Annotated in this window: 16 protein-coding genes; 4 read left to right on the top strand and 12 right to left on the bottom strand. The window is 41.2% G+C overall.

The features are described 5' to 3' along the window. Positions 1-517 precede the first annotated feature (517 nt). Genes AC6UD4_RS06545 through rbsU form a run of 3 tightly spaced genes read left to right on the top strand, consistent with a single transcriptional unit; the run spans position 518 to position 4125 of the window. The gene (locus AC6UD4_RS06545) at positions 518-1711 is read left to right on the top strand and encodes a galactokinase (RefSeq protein ID WP_500694162.1); all 1194 of its coding nucleotides are present in this window, start codon (positions 518-520) and stop codon (positions 1709-1711) included. A gap of 14 nt (positions 1712-1725) precedes the next feature. Beyond that, on the top strand, positions 1726-3195 hold the full coding sequence (galT, locus tag AC6UD4_RS06540; RefSeq protein ID WP_500694163.1) for a UDP-glucose--hexose-1-phosphate uridylyltransferase: 1470 nt from the start codon (positions 1726-1728) through the stop codon (positions 3193-3195). A gap of 12 nt (positions 3196-3207) precedes the next feature. Further along, positions 3208-4125: a ribose/proton symporter RbsU gene (gene rbsU / locus AC6UD4_RS06535; protein WP_500694164.1), complete on the top strand. Its 918-nt coding sequence runs from the start codon at positions 3208-3210 to the stop codon at positions 4123-4125. Between the two features lie 616 nt (positions 4126-4741). Here rbsU and AC6UD4_RS06530 read toward each other — a convergent pair. From AC6UD4_RS06530 to AC6UD4_RS06510, 5 genes are all read right to left on the bottom strand, one after another. After that, on the bottom strand, positions 4742-4984 hold the full coding sequence (locus tag AC6UD4_RS06530) for a type II toxin-antitoxin system Phd/YefM family antitoxin (RefSeq protein WP_500694165.1): 243 nt from the start codon (positions 4982-4984) through the stop codon (positions 4742-4744). A gap of 143 nt (positions 4985-5127) precedes the next feature. Then, positions 5128-5706 carry a hypothetical protein gene (locus AC6UD4_RS06525; protein WP_500694166.1) on the bottom strand — a complete coding sequence of 193 codons (579 nt, stop codon included), beginning with the start codon at positions 5704-5706 and terminating at the stop codon, positions 5128-5130. A 707-nt stretch (positions 5707-6413) separates the two neighbouring features. Next, complete coding sequence (locus AC6UD4_RS06520) at positions 6414-6899, bottom strand: hypothetical protein (RefSeq protein WP_500694167.1); 486 nt, start codon at positions 6897-6899, stop codon at positions 6414-6416. Positions 6900-6911: 12 nt separating this feature from the next. Then, a complete protein-coding gene (locus AC6UD4_RS06515; protein WP_500694168.1) occupies positions 6912-7067 on the bottom strand; it encodes a hypothetical protein in 156 nt (51 codons plus the stop codon). Between the two features lie 141 nt (positions 7068-7208). Then, the gene (locus AC6UD4_RS06510) at positions 7209-9116 is read right to left on the bottom strand and encodes a thiamine pyrophosphate-dependent enzyme (protein ID WP_500694169.1); all 1908 of its coding nucleotides are present in this window, start codon (positions 9114-9116) and stop codon (positions 7209-7211) included. 223 nt (positions 9117-9339) lie between these two features. Here AC6UD4_RS06510 and AC6UD4_RS06505 point away from each other — a divergent pair, with 223 nt between their 5' ends. Then, positions 9340-9537, top strand: a complete 198-nt coding sequence (locus AC6UD4_RS06505) for a hypothetical protein (protein WP_500694170.1) — start codon at positions 9340-9342, stop codon at positions 9535-9537. A gap of 133 nt (positions 9538-9670) precedes the next feature. On the opposite strand, the gene AC6UD4_RS06500 is transcribed toward AC6UD4_RS06505, so the two are convergent. The 7 genes from AC6UD4_RS06500 to AC6UD4_RS06470 form a co-directional block, all read right to left on the bottom strand. Beyond that, complete coding sequence (locus AC6UD4_RS06500; RefSeq protein WP_500694171.1) at positions 9671-10507, bottom strand: MetQ/NlpA family ABC transporter substrate-binding protein; 837 nt, start codon at positions 10505-10507, stop codon at positions 9671-9673. 406 nt (positions 10508-10913) lie between these two features. Then, positions 10914-11684, bottom strand: a complete 771-nt coding sequence (locus AC6UD4_RS06495; protein WP_500694172.1) for a YibE/F family protein — start codon at positions 11682-11684, stop codon at positions 10914-10916. Further along, entirely contained in the window at positions 11681-12796 is a 1116-nt protein-coding gene (locus AC6UD4_RS06490) for a YibE/F family protein (RefSeq protein WP_500694173.1), read from the bottom strand. Before AC6UD4_RS06490 ends, AC6UD4_RS06495 begins: the two co-directional genes overlap by 4 nt. A 133-nt stretch (positions 12797-12929) precedes the next feature. Then, entirely contained in the window at positions 12930-14186 is a 1257-nt protein-coding gene (locus AC6UD4_RS06485) for a NupC/NupG family nucleoside CNT transporter (protein WP_500694174.1), read from the bottom strand. Positions 14187-14381: 195 nt separating this feature from the next. Continuing rightward, positions 14382-14651, bottom strand: coding sequence for a hypothetical protein (locus tag AC6UD4_RS06480; RefSeq protein WP_500694175.1), 270 nt, complete (start codon positions 14649-14651; stop codon positions 14382-14384). An 11-nt stretch (positions 14652-14662) separates the two neighbouring features. After that, positions 14663-15403, bottom strand: coding sequence for an SDR family oxidoreductase (locus AC6UD4_RS06475; protein WP_500694176.1), 741 nt, complete (start codon positions 15401-15403; stop codon positions 14663-14665). A 15-nt stretch (positions 15404-15418) separates the two neighbouring features. Beyond that, positions 15419-16084 carry an SDR family oxidoreductase gene (locus AC6UD4_RS06470; protein ID WP_500694177.1) on the bottom strand — a complete coding sequence of 222 codons (666 nt, stop codon included), beginning with the start codon at positions 16082-16084 and terminating at the stop codon, positions 15419-15421. Positions 16085-16264: the final 180 nt, after the last annotated feature.

The raw sequence follows: 16264 nt of genomic DNA, 5'->3' as shown, positions 1-16264 counted from the left end.
AAGAAATAACTTAATGTTTTATATTAAAAGTTTACTTAATACTAAATAAAAAACGTCCCTGTAGAAAAACTACAGGGACGCAATTTGCGCGGTACCACCCAAATTTGGATAATAAATATATCCACACTCATTAATGTAAGAATTGACTAGTATTGCTTACATTTATTATTTAATTTAAGTAATTCATTTAACTGTCCTGCATGACTCACACCAACCGTCAATTCTCTGATCTCACAAACAGCAAACTAATATAACTTTTAATATGATAAGAATACCACATTAATTTCTTTAAAACAACAATAATGTAAATTCTTTCACATTGTTGTTGTTTTTCTATCTTTATTAACAAACAAATTATAATTCGCAATTATCTACAAATTCCACCTGTTCACCCTTCTATCACAATTAAGTCAAACAATTATTTTACAGAATAAAAATCTTGACTTACCATATGAAAACGCTTACTCTCAAAATAGAAATCACTACAAATAAAATGATTTCTAAGGAGATGTTTTAAATGACCGAGAAAATAACTTCAACTAACAAAATCATTAGTAATTTAAAGGATAAATTTCAAAACTTGTATCAACAGGAACCGACCAAGGCGTATTTCGCGCCTGGCCGAATCAACCTGATCGGGGAACACACCGATTACAACGGTGGTCACGTCTTTCCGTGTGCCATTAGCCTCGGAACGTACGCCGTGGTTACCCCGACTAACGATAAAAAGGTCAACATCTATTCGGAGAACTTCCCGGATACGGGAGTCAACTCGTTTCAAATCGACGACCTAACCATTAACCACGATGATGGCTGGATTAACTATCCCAAAGGGATGTTTAAGGCCTTTGCCGACAAGGGTCACAAGCTGGATCATGGTTTTAACATTCTAATTTACGGCACTTTACCGGACGAGTCGGGGCTATCATCCTCTGCTTCCATTGAGATGCTGTTTGGCAAGATTTTAAACGACCAGTTTAACGACGTCTTCTCGGGACCAGAACTAGCCAAACTCGGACAGCACGTTGAAAACACTGACATTGGCGTTAACTCTGGCATCATGGACCAGTACGCCGTTGAGATGGGCAAAAAAGACACGGCCATTCTGCTCGATACCAACACGATGAAGAGCGAGTTCGTTCCGATTAAACTCGGAAACGATAAAATCGTCATCATGAACACCAACAAGAAACGGGGCCTCAAAGATTCCAAGTACAACGAGCGCCGCCAACAGTGTGAAGACGCCTTAAAACTCGTCAACAAGGTGGCCGACTTCTCCTCGTTTGGTGCCATGTCAAATGATGAATTCGACGAGTACACCTACACCATTAATGACGCAACGTTGTTGAAACGAGCCCGTCATGCGGTTTCCGAAAATCAACGAACCTTAAGAGCCGTGAAGGCTTTACGCAACAACGCCATTGCTGAATTTGGTCGACTGGTGAACGCATCTCACATTTCCCTTGAATACGACTACGAAGTCACTGGTCCGAACTTGGATACGCTAGTTCATGAAGCTTGGAAGAACGGCGCCGTTGGATCGCGAATGATCGGTGCTGGCTTCGGTGGGTGTGCGATTGCAATCGTTCCATCTGACCAAGTCGCAAACTTCACCAAAAACGTTGGTGACACCTACAACTACCGCTTCGGCTACGACGCTGACTTCTACATCGCCAACATCTCGGATGGCCCTAAAGAAATCCAGATTTAGGTGAGGTGAACAACATGGAAAATCTCGTTGAACATTACGCGGACCAGGTCATTGATACCGGACAAACGTACCGACCCACGGATCGCACGTATCTCATAAATTATCTTTACCATTTGGTTGGTGAAAAGAACGTGTCCAATCCGAACTTATCTGACCAATTATTGGTAACGGTCGACCAGTTAATCGACGTGGCCATTAAGAATAGTCAAATTGACGATACCCTCAAAAACCGTGAACTATTAGAGGCGGAACTGACTAATCTCTACACCCCGCTTCCAAGTGCAGTCAATGACAAGTTCTGGAACCTGTATCAGCAATCTCCCGACCGGGCCACAAACTATTTTTACAATTTAAGTCAACAAAATAACTACATTAAAACCGCTCGCATCAAGAAGAACCTGCTCTGGGACATTGACACCAAGTTTGGGGATCTGGAAATCACGATTAACTTGTCGAAACCGGAGAAGGACCCCAAGGACATTGCCAAGGCGGGTCAAAACACTCACTTTGGTTATCCAGAATGTAACCTGTGCGCTCAAACCGAGGGTTACTACGGTAATTCGCAAATTCCGGTGCGGGTTAATCACCGCATCATTGATGTTTTAGTCGGCGGGAACCCGTGGGGCTTTCAGTATTCACCGTACTCCTACTTTGATCAGCACTGCATCTTTTTGGATGAGGTTCACGAGCCGATGAAAATTAGTGCGCAGACGTTTTTCAACTTAACTGAAATTGTTTCGATGTTCCCTGCGTACTTTATGGGGAGTAATGCAGATCTGCCAATCGTGGGTGGTTCAATTCTGAGTCACGAACACTACCAGGGCGGCTATCACACCTTCCCAATGATGAAAGCACAGACCCGGTTCACCTTTGACCTGGACCAGTATCCAGACGTTAAGGCCGAGGTCTTAAACTGGCCGATGTCGACGATTCGCCTGACTGGGACCGATAAACAGGAACTAATTGATTTTGCGACCCATATCTTAAATGAATGGCGCAAGTATTCGGACCCGTCCGTCGACGTGCGTGCCGAAACAAACGGGACACCGCATCACACGGTCACACCGATTGTCCGTATGAACGAGCAGGGACAGTTTGAGGTCTACGTGGTTCTGCGTGATAACCAGACGTCCAAGAAGTATCCCGATGGCATTTTTCATCCCCACGCCGAATACCAACACATCAAAAAGGAAAACATTGGCCTGATTGAGGTGATGGGACGTGCCATCTTGCCCGCTCGTCTGAAATCCGAACTGGCCGAGGTCAAGAAGTATCTACTTGGTCAGCCTAACGACATCGCGGATTATCACGTTGCCTGGGCCAACCAGATCAAACAAAGTTACCAACTCAATCCCGACAACGTCCAGGACGTGATTGACAAAGAAGTCGGGATTACCTTTATGCACGTCTTGGAAAACGCCGGGGTCTTCAAGCTCGATGACCAGGGGACCGCAGCGTTTCAAAAATTCATTCACACACTTTAGGAGGTTATTATTATGAATTGGCTAGCGATATTAATTGGTTTAGGACCAATGGTCGGTTGGGGACTTTTCCCAACGATTGCTTCGAAGGTGGGTGGAAAACCCGCCAACCAAATCTTAGGTGCCACCCTTGGAACCTTAGTCTTTGCGGTCGTCCTGTTTTTCATTGAAGGATTAGCCCTTCCTGGCTGGATCAGCACCACCTTTGGGATTATTTCCGGACTTGGCTGGGGCTTTGGTCAGATCATGCAGTTCAAGGGTTTTAAATTAGTTGGATCATCACGAGTAATGCCGATTACCACGGCCTTTCAGCTGATCCTGACGTCGCTTTGGGGAGTCTTTGTTCTAGGCGACTGGACTGGCATTATCGGAAAAGTCTTAGGATTTACTGCCCTAGTTATCGTAATCCTTGGTGCGACTCTCACCGCTTGGGTCCAAAACCCAGAATCCACCAATAAGGGTGCTTTAAAGAAAGCTACGATCTTTCAGCTGATTGGTGCCCTGGGATACTTAGTTTACTCAGCCGCTCCACAGGTGGTCATCATGCCATCAATGAAATCTTTATTGCCAAACATGCAAGCCATGGACGGAAACCATGCGTTTCTTCCCCAGGCTATCGGAATGGTACTCTGTGCCGTGATTTACGATTTGTGGAACCTAAAAGACGAAAATGTCTTCATTCAATCCGTTTCATACAAGAACATTCTCGCTGGATTATCGCAAGGCTTTGGTATGTTAATGTACTTAATCTCAGCTCAACCTGACATGAACGGTTTGGCCACTGCCAACGTTCTGGGTCAACTAGCCGTCCTCGTTTCCACTCTGACCGGGATTTACTTCTTGCACCAGAAGAAGACGCCAAAGGAAATGACTCTGACCTACCTCGGGTTAGTTCTCATTGTCTTTGCTTCCGCCATTACGGCATTTATTTAATTAAATTGAAATGGTATTATAGAAGTAACGAGGCTCCCTGCGTTAGTGGGAATGGCACCATCTTGTCAATGTCTCCACATTAGCGAGACCTATAGTACCAAAAAGGCTGGAACCAATTTAGGTTTCAGCCTTTTTATGTGAATTTATTGATGGATAAAAAAAGAGCTCATCAGCGACAAACCGATAAGCTCTCGATCATCAATCCTACCGAAAACCGGTGATCATGTATTACTTGTTATGAATATATTATAACCTAACCAGATAATAAGTCAATTATACTGTATAATAATTAGAGTGGGAAATGATTTACCGAAAATCTAACTGTTCCCACTGGTGAAATCATGTATTACTTGTTATTTATTATCGTATCTATCACGATTAGTACTTTATCACATTTAATCATTCGATTAATAGATATGTTATTTGACCGTTTAAACAGACACGATAATTAAAAAGTGCAGCTTCCTAAATGGAAGCTGCATTTTTTAATGCTAAAGACAAACGAATTCATCAGCAATAAACTAACAAACTCTTACTCATCAGCCCTATTAAATCGATGAGTTGATTGCATAATCTTCATTTGTTATTATACAGCATAATTATGTTAAATTAACTATTATTTCAAATGATTCGTTTTTCCATTTTTCAATTGCTTCTTCGAATGTTCCAAGAACTTCAAATTATCACCATTTCCTAAGACAAACAGATTCTCGATCATGCTATCATATTTCTTTTTTGAAACGAGCACCGCCGAATCACCATTCTCACAATGAATGGTAACTTCTTCATAATCCTTCATAACCTGATCCATGTATGTTTCAAAGTTCACTTTGAAATTATTACAATTAACCACTTTCATGTAGTATCATCTCTCTTCATACGTAAAAATGAAATTTTTTATAGTGATGATTATACCATATAGAATAAAAAGTAAAACTAAAAAGAATGTCTTTTGATGTGAATCCTTAAATTGAATTTTTTGTCCAACTTAAGGAAGTCATATCACTCATTTTTTTTATATGTTATATTTCTCCAGAAAAAGTTTTTTATATTTATCCCAGCAAAGTATATTGAAAGTAAAAAAAGTATAAGAAAACAAATAAGATCCCACTTAAAATAACTTACAATATAAATTAAACTAATCCTTGTTCCAATAATAATTATTAATCCTATGATTAATAATGAAAATATTAATTTACTAAAATTATATAAGTATTTTAGATATTGTTCTGCACTTAATCGTTCTATACATTTATTGTCTGGTTTTTGATCTAATGTTCCCTTATATCCATTTTTAGCTCTATGAACATTAATAAAAAATGAAATTCCGATTACTAAGTAAAATATTAAAATTATTACTGTCACTAAAAGTAATATAGTATTAATAATTAAATTATTCGAATTCATAAATTTTAAAATACTTATTTTAATTTGGAAAAATGGATTTATTTTTTTAGATATTGTAATAAAACCATTAAAGCCAAAAGTAACTAATAAAACAATCAACAAAAAAACATTTGATATTGTTGAGTTAAGTCCATCCAAAGTCTTTTTTATCTCACTAGACATATTATTCAACATTACTGATCTCCTTATATTAATATTATGATATTTTATAAATATCTAATTATTAAATTTTAGTAGAATGTAAATTAACTTAAATAAGTCAATAACCATCACAAATTTTATTAAGCATATTCTTGATAAAAAAAGCGCGGTATTTTTAATGTAAACTACTATATCGATATTGAAATTATTAACAAGAGTAACATCTCCTCTATAATTAGAAATTTTTAAACTACCATTAATAATATAGATCTAATCATCATTGATAATGTAGTGTCCTGTCGTACTTCATATTGATATTACTCAAGTGAATTATTGGATTCTAATGAGGCGTTACAACAATCCATTGATGAATTTTTAGCTACGTCAATCAGTCAAACGCTTAACTATGAATTAGTTTATGTTATGTTACATAACCTTAGTAATCAATTTTCGAGGTGGGTTCGTCCTTTAATTCATTATGATCAAGACTTTCATTATCACACTTATGACTATAGTAGATGGATTAAGTGTCACCACTACCAACAAAGTACGTAACATAAAAATTTTCACGATAATTCTCTCATTAAAAGTTATTCCCATTTCTTAAACCGATAATGTTTGAAACGAATTTCGGATAATAAAAAGACTCACATCAATTAAATACCGATATGAATCCTTGAAATTGTATAAATTTATATAAAGTGTCTAACTTTTATATAGCACTTCAGACTCCTCAACAACTATTTCATTTCCGTTTTCTTATCCTTCTTCTCCATTCTCATCTTTTCCTTATGCGTCTTCTTATGCTTCATCTGGAGATGTGAAGTGATTTCTCGATGATGCAACATATCCAACTGGTTATTTGATGAGCAATAGAACGCAATGAAGAAGATCAAAGTCGCAAGTAGTGCATACACGGCTCTTCTAAAATACTTAATGAAGACCGTCTGATCCCAACTGTATCCTTTACCTAAAGCAGCCATAAAGTAGCGAACCAAGTAGTAAACAAACAGGACGAAGGCAATCACAAAGCCAGCAACTGACAAAATGTTTCTGGTGGCGACGGCAAAAGTTACAACAGCAACCAGCATACATACGACAAAGAAGCAGTACGTCCAGCTCTTGATATAACTTTTATCGTCAGCCCGACCGCGATTCGTCCAATACAAATAACAGGCAATGATTAAGGCAATCACTGCGATAATCAATAAAATTGGTTTAAACATCTAATTCCTCCTTTAAATTTTATCTCCCAAGACACAATTTAAACTGTGAATCAGCATTCCGATCACCATCATGTACATTGAGACCATACTGAAACCCATGGCTAATACCACGAAAGTCACAATCCAAAAAACAACTAAAAACCAATTAACAAATCCTTTAAAACTCATTATATTTCATCTCCGATATCCTCTTGTGATTACTTTCATCATACCATTAAATCGCCGTGAGCTGAGGAATTTGCTCAAGTTTTTACATCCTCTATTTGCCCACAAAAAAGAGCTCTCAATGAGAGCTCTTTTTCATACTTATTAAAGTTGAACATCGTATTTATCGAAGAAGTCCTTAAGTGGTAACAAGCCTTCACCACCATATTCTGCGAAGAATTCTGGTAATGTGTAAGTCTTGTTGTCATTCTTGTCCTTCTTGTAGTTTGGACTGATGGTTTCAACAATTTGACCATTTTCAATCTTAACGATCAAATCTTCAACTGGAAGTCCACGGTCTTGGTTAATCTTTGCGTCAATCAAGAATGGGTGACCAGCTTTGGTAACCTTAACGGCCTTGTCAAATGCAGCAGGAAGTTCAGAAACATTATGAACAGTTGTAGCGTCAATTCCCATTCCCTTAGCGATCAATTCAAAGCTTTGACCTTGAAGTTGAAGTCCGAAGAATTGCATTGGTAAATCTTCTTGTTCACCTTCGATGAAGCCTAAGTCTTCGTTTGAAGTAACCACGTTAATAACTGGAAGTTGATACTTCGTCAAAGTTACGAGGTCTTGGATAACCATTGAAAGGGCACCGTCACCGGCAATGTTGAAGACTTGACGATCTGGGTAAGCTTTCTTAGCAGCAATGGCACCAGGAAGTCCAGAACCCATCGTTGCAAACAATGCGGAGATGACCCACTTGTTAGTTGGTTGAATGTCCAAGTATCTGAAACTGTTGATGATGTTGTCACCAACGTCGATTGAGAAGACGGCATCTTTGTCGGCTACTCGGTTAATTTGTTTGTAGATTGGGGCAACTGGCATGGTTGAGTTAGCGTTAGTCATGGTGTCCTTCAAGTGCTTACCAAAGTCCTTGAATTCTTCCATGAAACTACCATTACTCTCATCGGTCTCGTCACTACCAATGTTTAACATCTTGTGAATGTACTCCATCCAGTTAGCTTGGTCAGCAACGGCAGCCTTGTAGAATGGACTTGGAGCAACTTTTTCACTTTGAGCCAATGCCTTGTCAACAAATGAGCCCGCGTCAGACCAGATTGGGAGGTCAACTTCGTGGTGACGACCAAGTTGGATTTGAGAGTCATCAACTTGGATGTAAGCGAATTTGTGACTTGCATAAACTGATTTAGCGAATGGGAAGTCACCACCAATGGCGATAACTAGGTCAGCGGTACTTAAGATTTCGTCAGCGGCCTTTGATGCGGCACGGTTGGCGGTTCCTAGGTTAGCTTCGTAGTTGGCGTCAACGTAGCCTAAAGCTAATCCGTCCATAATAACTGGAATCTGGAGTTTCTTTGAAAGTTCGATTAACTTGTCGCCGTTGCCCTTGATTCCACGACCAACGTGAAGCACTGGACGTTTAGCGTTCTTAATCATCTTAAGGGCTTGATTTACTTCGTCATCAGTTGCGACTGGTTCTGGAGCTGGCTTGTCGTAAGTCTTTGATGCAGAACTGTACGGAACATCTGGAATTTCGTCAAAACCGAAGTCATTTGGAATGACAACTACGGCAACACCTTTCTTTGCGTATGCTTCGTGAATCGCACGGTCAACAACGTGTGGCAAACTTTCAGGAGTCATTACGATACGGTCATAAACCGAAACGTCAGAGAACATTGGGGTCTCTGGAAATTCTTGGAAGTAATTATAGTTCATGTTGTCGTGACCAACTTGGCCAACGATGGCAAGCACTGGAGCGTGGTCTTCCTTAGCGTCATACAAACCGTTTAGTAAGTTGACCGCACCAGGACCAGCTGATCCAAAGGCCACCCCGATTTTACCAGTGAGTTTAGCGTGAGCAGCGGCCGTTAATGCCCCAACCTGTTCGTGTCGAATTTGTACGTAATTAATGTTATCTTTTTCTTGATCGAGCGCAGCAAGCGTTGAGTTAATGGAACCACCAGGGTATCCATAAACGTCCTTAACGCCATATGATTCAATAACTTTAAGCATTGCTACTGCTGCAGGAATTTTCTTTACATCTGTCATAATTTCTTCCTCCCAAAAGTACTTAATTCTTTTGTTGACCCTAATATACTCCCATATGAAAACGGTTGCAATAAAAACGCTTGCTTAATTTATTAAGTCTTTTTAATGTAAATCATGAAATTAACAAAAGGCAATAAATTCCCAATTTAACGGCAATTTGAGCGTGTTATTAGTTATCTTTTGGCGCGTCATATGTAATAATACTAGTAAGGAGGTGAAAAACATGAACTTTTCTGGATTAGTAGAAACTGGCGACGGTCGTTTGATTAACGTGAACAACGTGAACTCAATCCATCCCCGCGAATCAGAAGGTAACATCATTTCATACCAAGTTACCTTCAACAACAATACTACTGAAGAAATCGACATCGATGCTTTTGAAGCCCTTAAGAACATCGCTTTGAACAAAGATAACAAGTAGGATTGGCAATACTTAGAAAAAACAGGCCAACTGTGAGGTTGACCTGTTTTTGTGTGGAATAAGCTTCACGTGAAACAAAAAAATCCTCCAAACATTGGGAGGATTTGATCGTATTTTTAGACACAGTGTTCAATTATTTCTCAGGAATTTCCCACTCATGGTCCTGATTGTGTTTCTTCATGTAATTCATGAACTGTTTGGAGTTGTAAGCCTTCTTGACGTCCTGAGCCCACTTGGTGTGCTCATTCTTTTTGTTTACAACGGCTAGTAGCATATACTGACTCTGTGGATTTTCCTTCAAAAGCATTGAACTAGCGGGAATCTTGGCTCCGTAAGTGTCAGAACCAGGGATGATGGCGTAGTCCACGCTGTTTCTGGAACGTGGTTCGTTGGCCGAATCCATCTCGTCAAACTTCAGGTCGTACTTGTTGTCGATGATGTCATTTTTAGTGGCCTTGATGGGATCCACGCCTTTCTTCAGCTTAATCCAACCGGCTTTTTCCATTACTAGAAAAGCCCGTGACATGTTGGATGGATCGTTTGGAATGGCAACCGTGTCACCCTTCTTAACGTCCTTTAAGCTATGCTTTTTAGCGGGATAAATCCCAGTTGGAATCGTTGGCACCTTGGTTAATGAAACCAAGTTTCCGTGATTTTCCTTATTAAAGTTATTCATGTAGGCGCCGTGTTGTTCAACGTTTAAGTCAACCTGACCCTGGTTTAATGCCATGTCGGCATTCAGTAAGACGGAGAATGATTTATTTTTTACCTTGTACCCGTCTTTTTCAAGAATGGGTTTGATGCCCTTCATAAACAGGTCACTGTAAGGACCGGGTGAACTTGCTAAAGTGATGGTTTTCTTGTTTGACTGTGGTGCATGGGCCTTCTGATACGGCCGATACACAAACGTATATCCAAATAAAATCACGATAATTGCGACTAAAGCGGTAATCCAATATCTTTTCTTCATCCTATTTCTCCCTTTCAACTAAATAATCCTGTTTCTGCCAAAACCTCGTTAAACGAAACAATTAAAAAAATCAGTTAGACTATCCATAAAGTTAGCCTAACTGATCCTTTTTTTCCACGTAAATAGAGTAGATTAGTATATTCGATTGAGTTGGAATTCACCAATCTCAGCTAGACTAACAAAATGTTGTATCTAACTGAGCACAAAATTACTACACTTAGATACAGGCGTTTGATCAACACCCGCATCTAAAACTACGAACGCTGACCTACATGTAACAAGTACAGCAACAGTAAGTATTTTGATAGTTCATAGTAATCGTTGTCATTGGTTTCATCCCTTTCTTATTTTGCATTAATTTAACCACAGAAATCGCGAGTTGTAAAGGATAAAGTTCACAAATCACTTAATCCTGTTTCACTTTCTTCAACTTGCGATGTTTCAGATACAGCATCACCGCAATGGTCACGGGAATGGTCAGAACCACTCCAATGGCGGAAATCAACGTCATGATTAACTCCGACGCAAAAATCTTGTCGTTCATGACCATGCCGATACTGTAGTGCAAACGCGCAAACCAGATGAACAAGCCAACTAACTCCCCGTAGAAACTAAAAAACAGGGTGTTAAAGGCCGTTCCAACAATTTCTTTTCCAATCGAAACTCCGATATAACTGAAGTCCTTATCAGAAATCTTGATGTTATGGTCCTGAATCTCGACTAAACCAGTGGCCATGGCAACGGCCGCTTCGGCCACTGCTCCCAGACAACTCAGAATCGTCATCGCACACGAAACGTTTAGGAATTTCACGCCGATTAAGAGTGACATCCCTTCTAAATCCTCGGTATTCTCGGGTCCAAAGCCTTGCACCTGCGCCCAATGTTCCACCGGAATGATCAACGCAATTACGATTGCCACCACGATTAATGAGGTCACAAACGCCACGTCGGCGTTCCGACCCTGTTCATTACCGAAGTAAATTGTAATGACGAGGATAATGACGGCGTTAACCAGTGTGACCCAGAGGTATGGAATGCCAAACGCAATCAAAACGACGGACATGAAGACCAAACCAAAGTTACACAAAAGACCAATAAAGGCCACGAAACCCTTGGAACCACCCGCCAGTAGCATTGCGAAAAAGAGAATGATTAATAAGACGGTCATGGTACTCATTTAATCACCTTCATTTCACAAAGCGCACTCGCAATCAGGCTGGTAATCGGCACCGTCAGCGTGATTCCAATCGCACTAATCAGACTTTGAATGATTCCAAGTGACATAATCATTGAGAACGAGTAGCCCCAGCTATTGCCGTTTCTTAAAAACAGCACCATCATTGGAAAAGTCCCAGCAACGAAGATAAGGAACAAGACGTTAATCAACGGTCCCATGATTGACCGCCCGATGTTTTGACCATTCTTTAAGAGTTTCAAGAACGAAAGACTGTGGTCTTCCTCGTAAACCGCAAACAGGCTGGACGTGATATCGGCTGAGAGGTCCATGATGGCCCCCAACGACCCAATCATACAACCGACGAAGTAGATTGGCAGTCGTTTTTGGGTCACGTAGTCCATCATCTCAAAGTTCATGCCCCGCTCGTGCGTGACCGACAGGACAATGAACGCTATCAGAATCGCGACCGCGGTTCCTAGAATCGTGGACGAAATCGTCACGACCGTCTCCTTTGACACGCCAAAAATCAAAATGGCGGTGACAATCGTGAAAATTACCGACAAGATGGCAAACAAGATGAACGGATTAAAGCTCGTCCCCACGTCAATTGAGACCGCCAAAAAGAACAGGACCGCGTTGATGATGATACTTAAAAGCGCCATGGAGCCACTGAACTTCAAAATCACCAGCAACAGCATCACCGTTAGCCAGATTAAGAAGACGACCGCGGTGTCCCGCTTAAAGCCATTGATCAAAATCGACGAGGGCTTTAAGTTCTTGTTAGCGACGTGGATAAAGACCTGTTGGCCAGCATGATACTTCATGTCGGTCGCCCCGGCACCAGAATACTGGTTGTTAGCGGTAATCGTCTTGCCCTTGTATTCTCCGTTTAAGACCTTGAGGGTCAGTTTCTGATTTTCTTGGTAGTCATGATTCTTAAATTCATCAGTTTGTGAAGTGCGACCGTAGTTGTGCACGTTTACGACTCGAGCCACCGTCTGTTTGTACATTGGTGCGTCGAAATGGGTAAAGGTTACGGCGACGATCCCCGAGATTAGCACCAAGACGATGGCGAGCCAACGAATCTTTAGCTTTGGATGGATTCGTTTCAAATTCTCATCCCCTAATTATTTACGTTCAGTGTATCATACTAAAATTAAGTTTCGCTAAACTTACGTATTTATAACTAGACAACAAAAAACACCTCTGAATTAAATCAGAAGTGTCATGAATTTTATTTAATAATTACCAAACGAATAATCCAACGATTCCAGCCGAGAGTAATGATACCAAGATTCCGGATAAGATTAAGTATCCAACATTTCTGGAAATAACGTCGTTCTTTTCCCGACTGACTAAGCCTTTCAGACATCCGATAACCATGCCAACGGTACTGAAGTTGGCAAAGGAAGTTAAAAAGACACAGAGTTGGGCTTGGTAGTGAGCTGGGAAAATGTGTAAGTTGTTGATATGGGGAGCAATGGCACCCATGACCACGAATTCGTTGGTCACTAACTTGGTTCCCATGTATTGAGCAAACTGGAAGGCGTGGTTAACGTCCATCCCCATCAGCCATGCAAATGGGAACATTACGATTCCAAGTAAGTGTTGAAGTGACAACCAAGGATTAATGAGTCCCAGTAACTTACTAATTAAGTTAGCAAGGGCCACGAAGGCAATGACGTTAGCAGCGATGATTAATACCAGTTTACCGGCACCTAAGATTGAGTCACCCAAAAATGAGAAGAACGGTTCTTTCTTGGGTTTTTCCGGCTTATCAGCAACCGTCTCTTCAGCCACTTGTTCTGAGGGTTCCGTCATCGTCGCAATTGTGTCTTCTTCAGGAGTAACGTGAACGGGGTTCAGTAGTGAGGTCACGATGATGGCGTTCAAGATGTTAAGCGGAATCGCGGTTAAAACGTATTGCCCAGGAATCATCTGGGTGTAAGAACCAACGATCGCAGCGGTGATACAAGACATCGACATCATGGCAACTGTCAAGAGTCGTTCACTGGATAATTTCTTGAGTTGCAGACTAGAAACAGCTAGGGCTTCCGTGTTTCCCAGAAACATCATTTCAACGGCGTAAAATGATTCGAACTTTGGTTGTCCCGTGACCTTTGATAACGCAATTCCGATCCATTTAATGATAAATGGTAAGATCCCAAAGTATGTAAGGATATCAAACAACGGAACAATCATTAGGATTGGAAGCAGTGCTGAAGTAACAAAGTTCATCTGTTTGACGTGCACCCAGTTAGGAAGCGCGAAGGCAATCCCAGTGTAGGCAACCTGCACGATCCAGTTGAATCCTTCAGCGGCCCCCTTGACAGCGTCTCGACCCAAACTAAAGCGAGTAAGGAGAAACGCGATGACTAGGTTTAAGACTAAAACGACGATAACCGATCGCCAGTTGACGTGCTTGTGATCCTTAGAAAACAAAAAGGCAATTCCGAGGAACACGGCGACCCCAATGATGTTAATGATTAGATAGTAATTCATCGAACTTTCTCCTCCATTTTATATGCAATGTTCGGATATTGTCAGATAACAAAATTCGAACAACCTGTTTTTTATAATAATAGTATTAAACATTAACAATTTCAACCTTCATCGCGGAAATGGTTCACGGATTGGTTAATTTTCCCGTAAAAAAAGACTAATTATCGGTTAAAACCAACAACTAGTCTAATTAATTTATTTCTTTTCTCGTTGTTTATCAATGCGTTCGTCGTACCACGTAAAAATCAGGAGCAGCCCAATCATAATCAGATTGACAATCGACTGCAGGACTTGATCTGGAACTAGTCCATACATTAAAACGGTAATCAAAAACAGCACCAGGTACTTAGCCGAACGCAAATACTCCTGGGTGTAGACGTAGCGCGCAAACTGCATGATTGACAGGATGGCGATGATTAAAAACGAACCATCCCGTAGAACGTGCTTTGACACATCTAGTTTCATATGCGTTAACCCTAAACCTGATCGGTTGGTCGAATCACGATTTCGTTGACCGAGGCATCCTTGGGCATGTCAATGGCGTACAGGATGGATTGCGCAATCCGTTTGGGACTAAGCGGCGTCAAATCGTATGACTCAAACTGCTTCTTGATGTCTGGATCGGTAATGTGATTGGGCAATTCGGTGGCTACCGCGCCGGGTGAAATCATAGTCACCCGAATACCAGACTTAGCCTTAGCCTCTTCCTCTCGGAGTGAATCACTAATCATCTTCACGGCCGCCTTTGTGGCACTGTACACCCCACTGTTAATTCCAGAAGTATGGGCCGCCACCGAAGCGGTGTTGATGTACTGACCGCTACCTTGACCACGCATCGTATCAAGGGAAGCGGTAATGCCATACAAAACACCCCTGATATTGACGTCAATCATGAGATTCCAACCCTTGACGTCACCCTTAATCAGTGGTGATTGGGGCATCACACCAGCATTGTTCATCCAAACGTCGATGCGACCAAACTGGTCAACCGCAGCGGACGCCAGGTTTCTGACCTCATCGAGTTTGGTGACATCGGTCTTCTGAATGGCAGCCACGCCACCGTCAGCTTCGATATCTTCCTGAATCGCACGTAAGCGATCCTCTCTTCTAGCGCCCAGCACGACCTTGGCGCCGTTTTTTGCCAATAACTTGGCGGTTGCTTCACCAATTCCACTAGAAGCTCCCGTAATTACAACTACTTTATCTTTAACAGCCATCTTAATTCTCCCTAACTATTTTAAATTGTTAAGTGCGGTTTCGATACTCATGTCACCACTGTGCATGATGATTACCTTGTCAAAGGCATGTTGGTTATTTAAAACGTCAAACAAGACCTGTGAAACGTCGTTGATTGAGTTCGAACCAGGCTTGTCATCATTAAAGGTTACTTCGCCGGTTCCAGGGGTCTCAAGCAAGGAACCCGGTTGTAAAATAGTGTAATTCAAGTCAGTATCATGAATTAACCAGTGGTCGGCCATGAACTTAGCAGCCTGGTAATCCTGCAACTTGGCGTAGTGTTTCTTTCCTTCCCATTGGTCTGGTTGAAGCGCAAAGGCTGAACTGAGCATGATGTAACGTTTGACGCCAGCTTTTTCGGCGGCCTGCATGGTCTTGATGGCTCCGTAACTGTCAACTAGGACCACGTTGTGTCCACCAGATCCAGCGGTGAAGTAGATGGCATCAAAGCCCTTCATTGCGTCGGCCATTGCGTTAACACTCATGTCGACGATGCTAAACTTCATGGTGTTAATTTTGGGACGTTCCTCAACGGTGTCCACAAACTTGACTTCTTCGGGATGACGAGCCGCAATGGTAACCGAATCGTCAGTGTTTTTTTGAAATTGTTTTACTAGGTCAGAACCGACTCTTCCGGTTCCACCAATAATCATAATCTTCATAATTGAAACCTCCTATATACGTCTAAAGCATAACAAATTCAACTAAACGTTAATAGCGATATGCATGTGAAGTTTATGTTAAAGCCGGCGTTAATTGTGCTACCATTCAATCACATAAAATAAATAAAGATAGACATTTTTATCATGTATGATATACTATGTTTGTACCGCGTAGGCGGT

The organism is Fructilactobacillus sp. X3R5C2 (assembly GCF_059901175.1).
The sequence above is the reverse complement of the archived record's forward strand: the minus strand, read 5'-3'. Positions and strand labels throughout refer to the sequence as shown.

Coding starts and splice junctions, on each gene's coding strand:
- AC6UD4_RS06545 (WP_500694162.1), top strand. CDS start 518: ATGACCGAGAAAATAACTTCAACTAACAAAATCATTAGTAATTTAAAG.
- galT (WP_500694163.1), top strand. CDS start 1,726: ATGGAAAATCTCGTTGAACATTACGCGGACCAGGTCATTGATACCGGA.
- rbsU (WP_500694164.1), top strand. CDS start 3,208: ATGAATTGGCTAGCGATATTAATTGGTTTAGGACCAATGGTCGGTTGG.
- AC6UD4_RS06530 (WP_500694165.1), bottom strand. CDS start 4,984: ATGAAAGTGGTTAATTGTAATAATTTCAAAGTGAACTTTGAAACATAC.
- AC6UD4_RS06525 (WP_500694166.1), bottom strand. CDS start 5,706: ATGTTGAATAATATGTCTAGTGAGATAAAAAAGACTTTGGATGGACTT.
- AC6UD4_RS06520 (WP_500694167.1), bottom strand. CDS start 6,899: ATGTTTAAACCAATTTTATTGATTATCGCAGTGATTGCCTTAATCATT.
- AC6UD4_RS06515 (WP_500694168.1), bottom strand. CDS start 7,067: ATGAGTTTTAAAGGATTTGTTAATTGGTTTTTAGTTGTTTTTTGGATT.
- AC6UD4_RS06510 (WP_500694169.1), bottom strand. CDS start 9,116: ATGACAGATGTAAAGAAAATTCCTGCAGCAGTAGCAATGCTTAAAGTT.
- AC6UD4_RS06505 (WP_500694170.1), top strand. CDS start 9,340: ATGAACTTTTCTGGATTAGTAGAAACTGGCGACGGTCGTTTGATTAAC.
- AC6UD4_RS06500 (WP_500694171.1), bottom strand. CDS start 10,507: ATGAAGAAAAGATATTGGATTACCGCTTTAGTCGCAATTATCGTGATT.
- AC6UD4_RS06495 (WP_500694172.1), bottom strand. CDS start 11,684: ATGAGTACCATGACCGTCTTATTAATCATTCTCTTTTTCGCAATGCTA.
- AC6UD4_RS06485 (WP_500694174.1), bottom strand. CDS start 14,186: ATGAATTACTATCTAATCATTAACATCATTGGGGTCGCCGTGTTCCTC.
- AC6UD4_RS06480 (WP_500694175.1), bottom strand. CDS start 14,651: ATGAAACTAGATGTGTCAAAGCACGTTCTACGGGATGGTTCGTTTTTA.
- AC6UD4_RS06475 (WP_500694176.1), bottom strand. CDS start 15,403: ATGGCTGTTAAAGATAAAGTAGTTGTAATTACGGGAGCTTCTAGTGGA.
- AC6UD4_RS06470 (WP_500694177.1), bottom strand. CDS start 16,084: ATGAAGATTATGATTATTGGTGGAACCGGAAGAGTCGGTTCTGACCTA.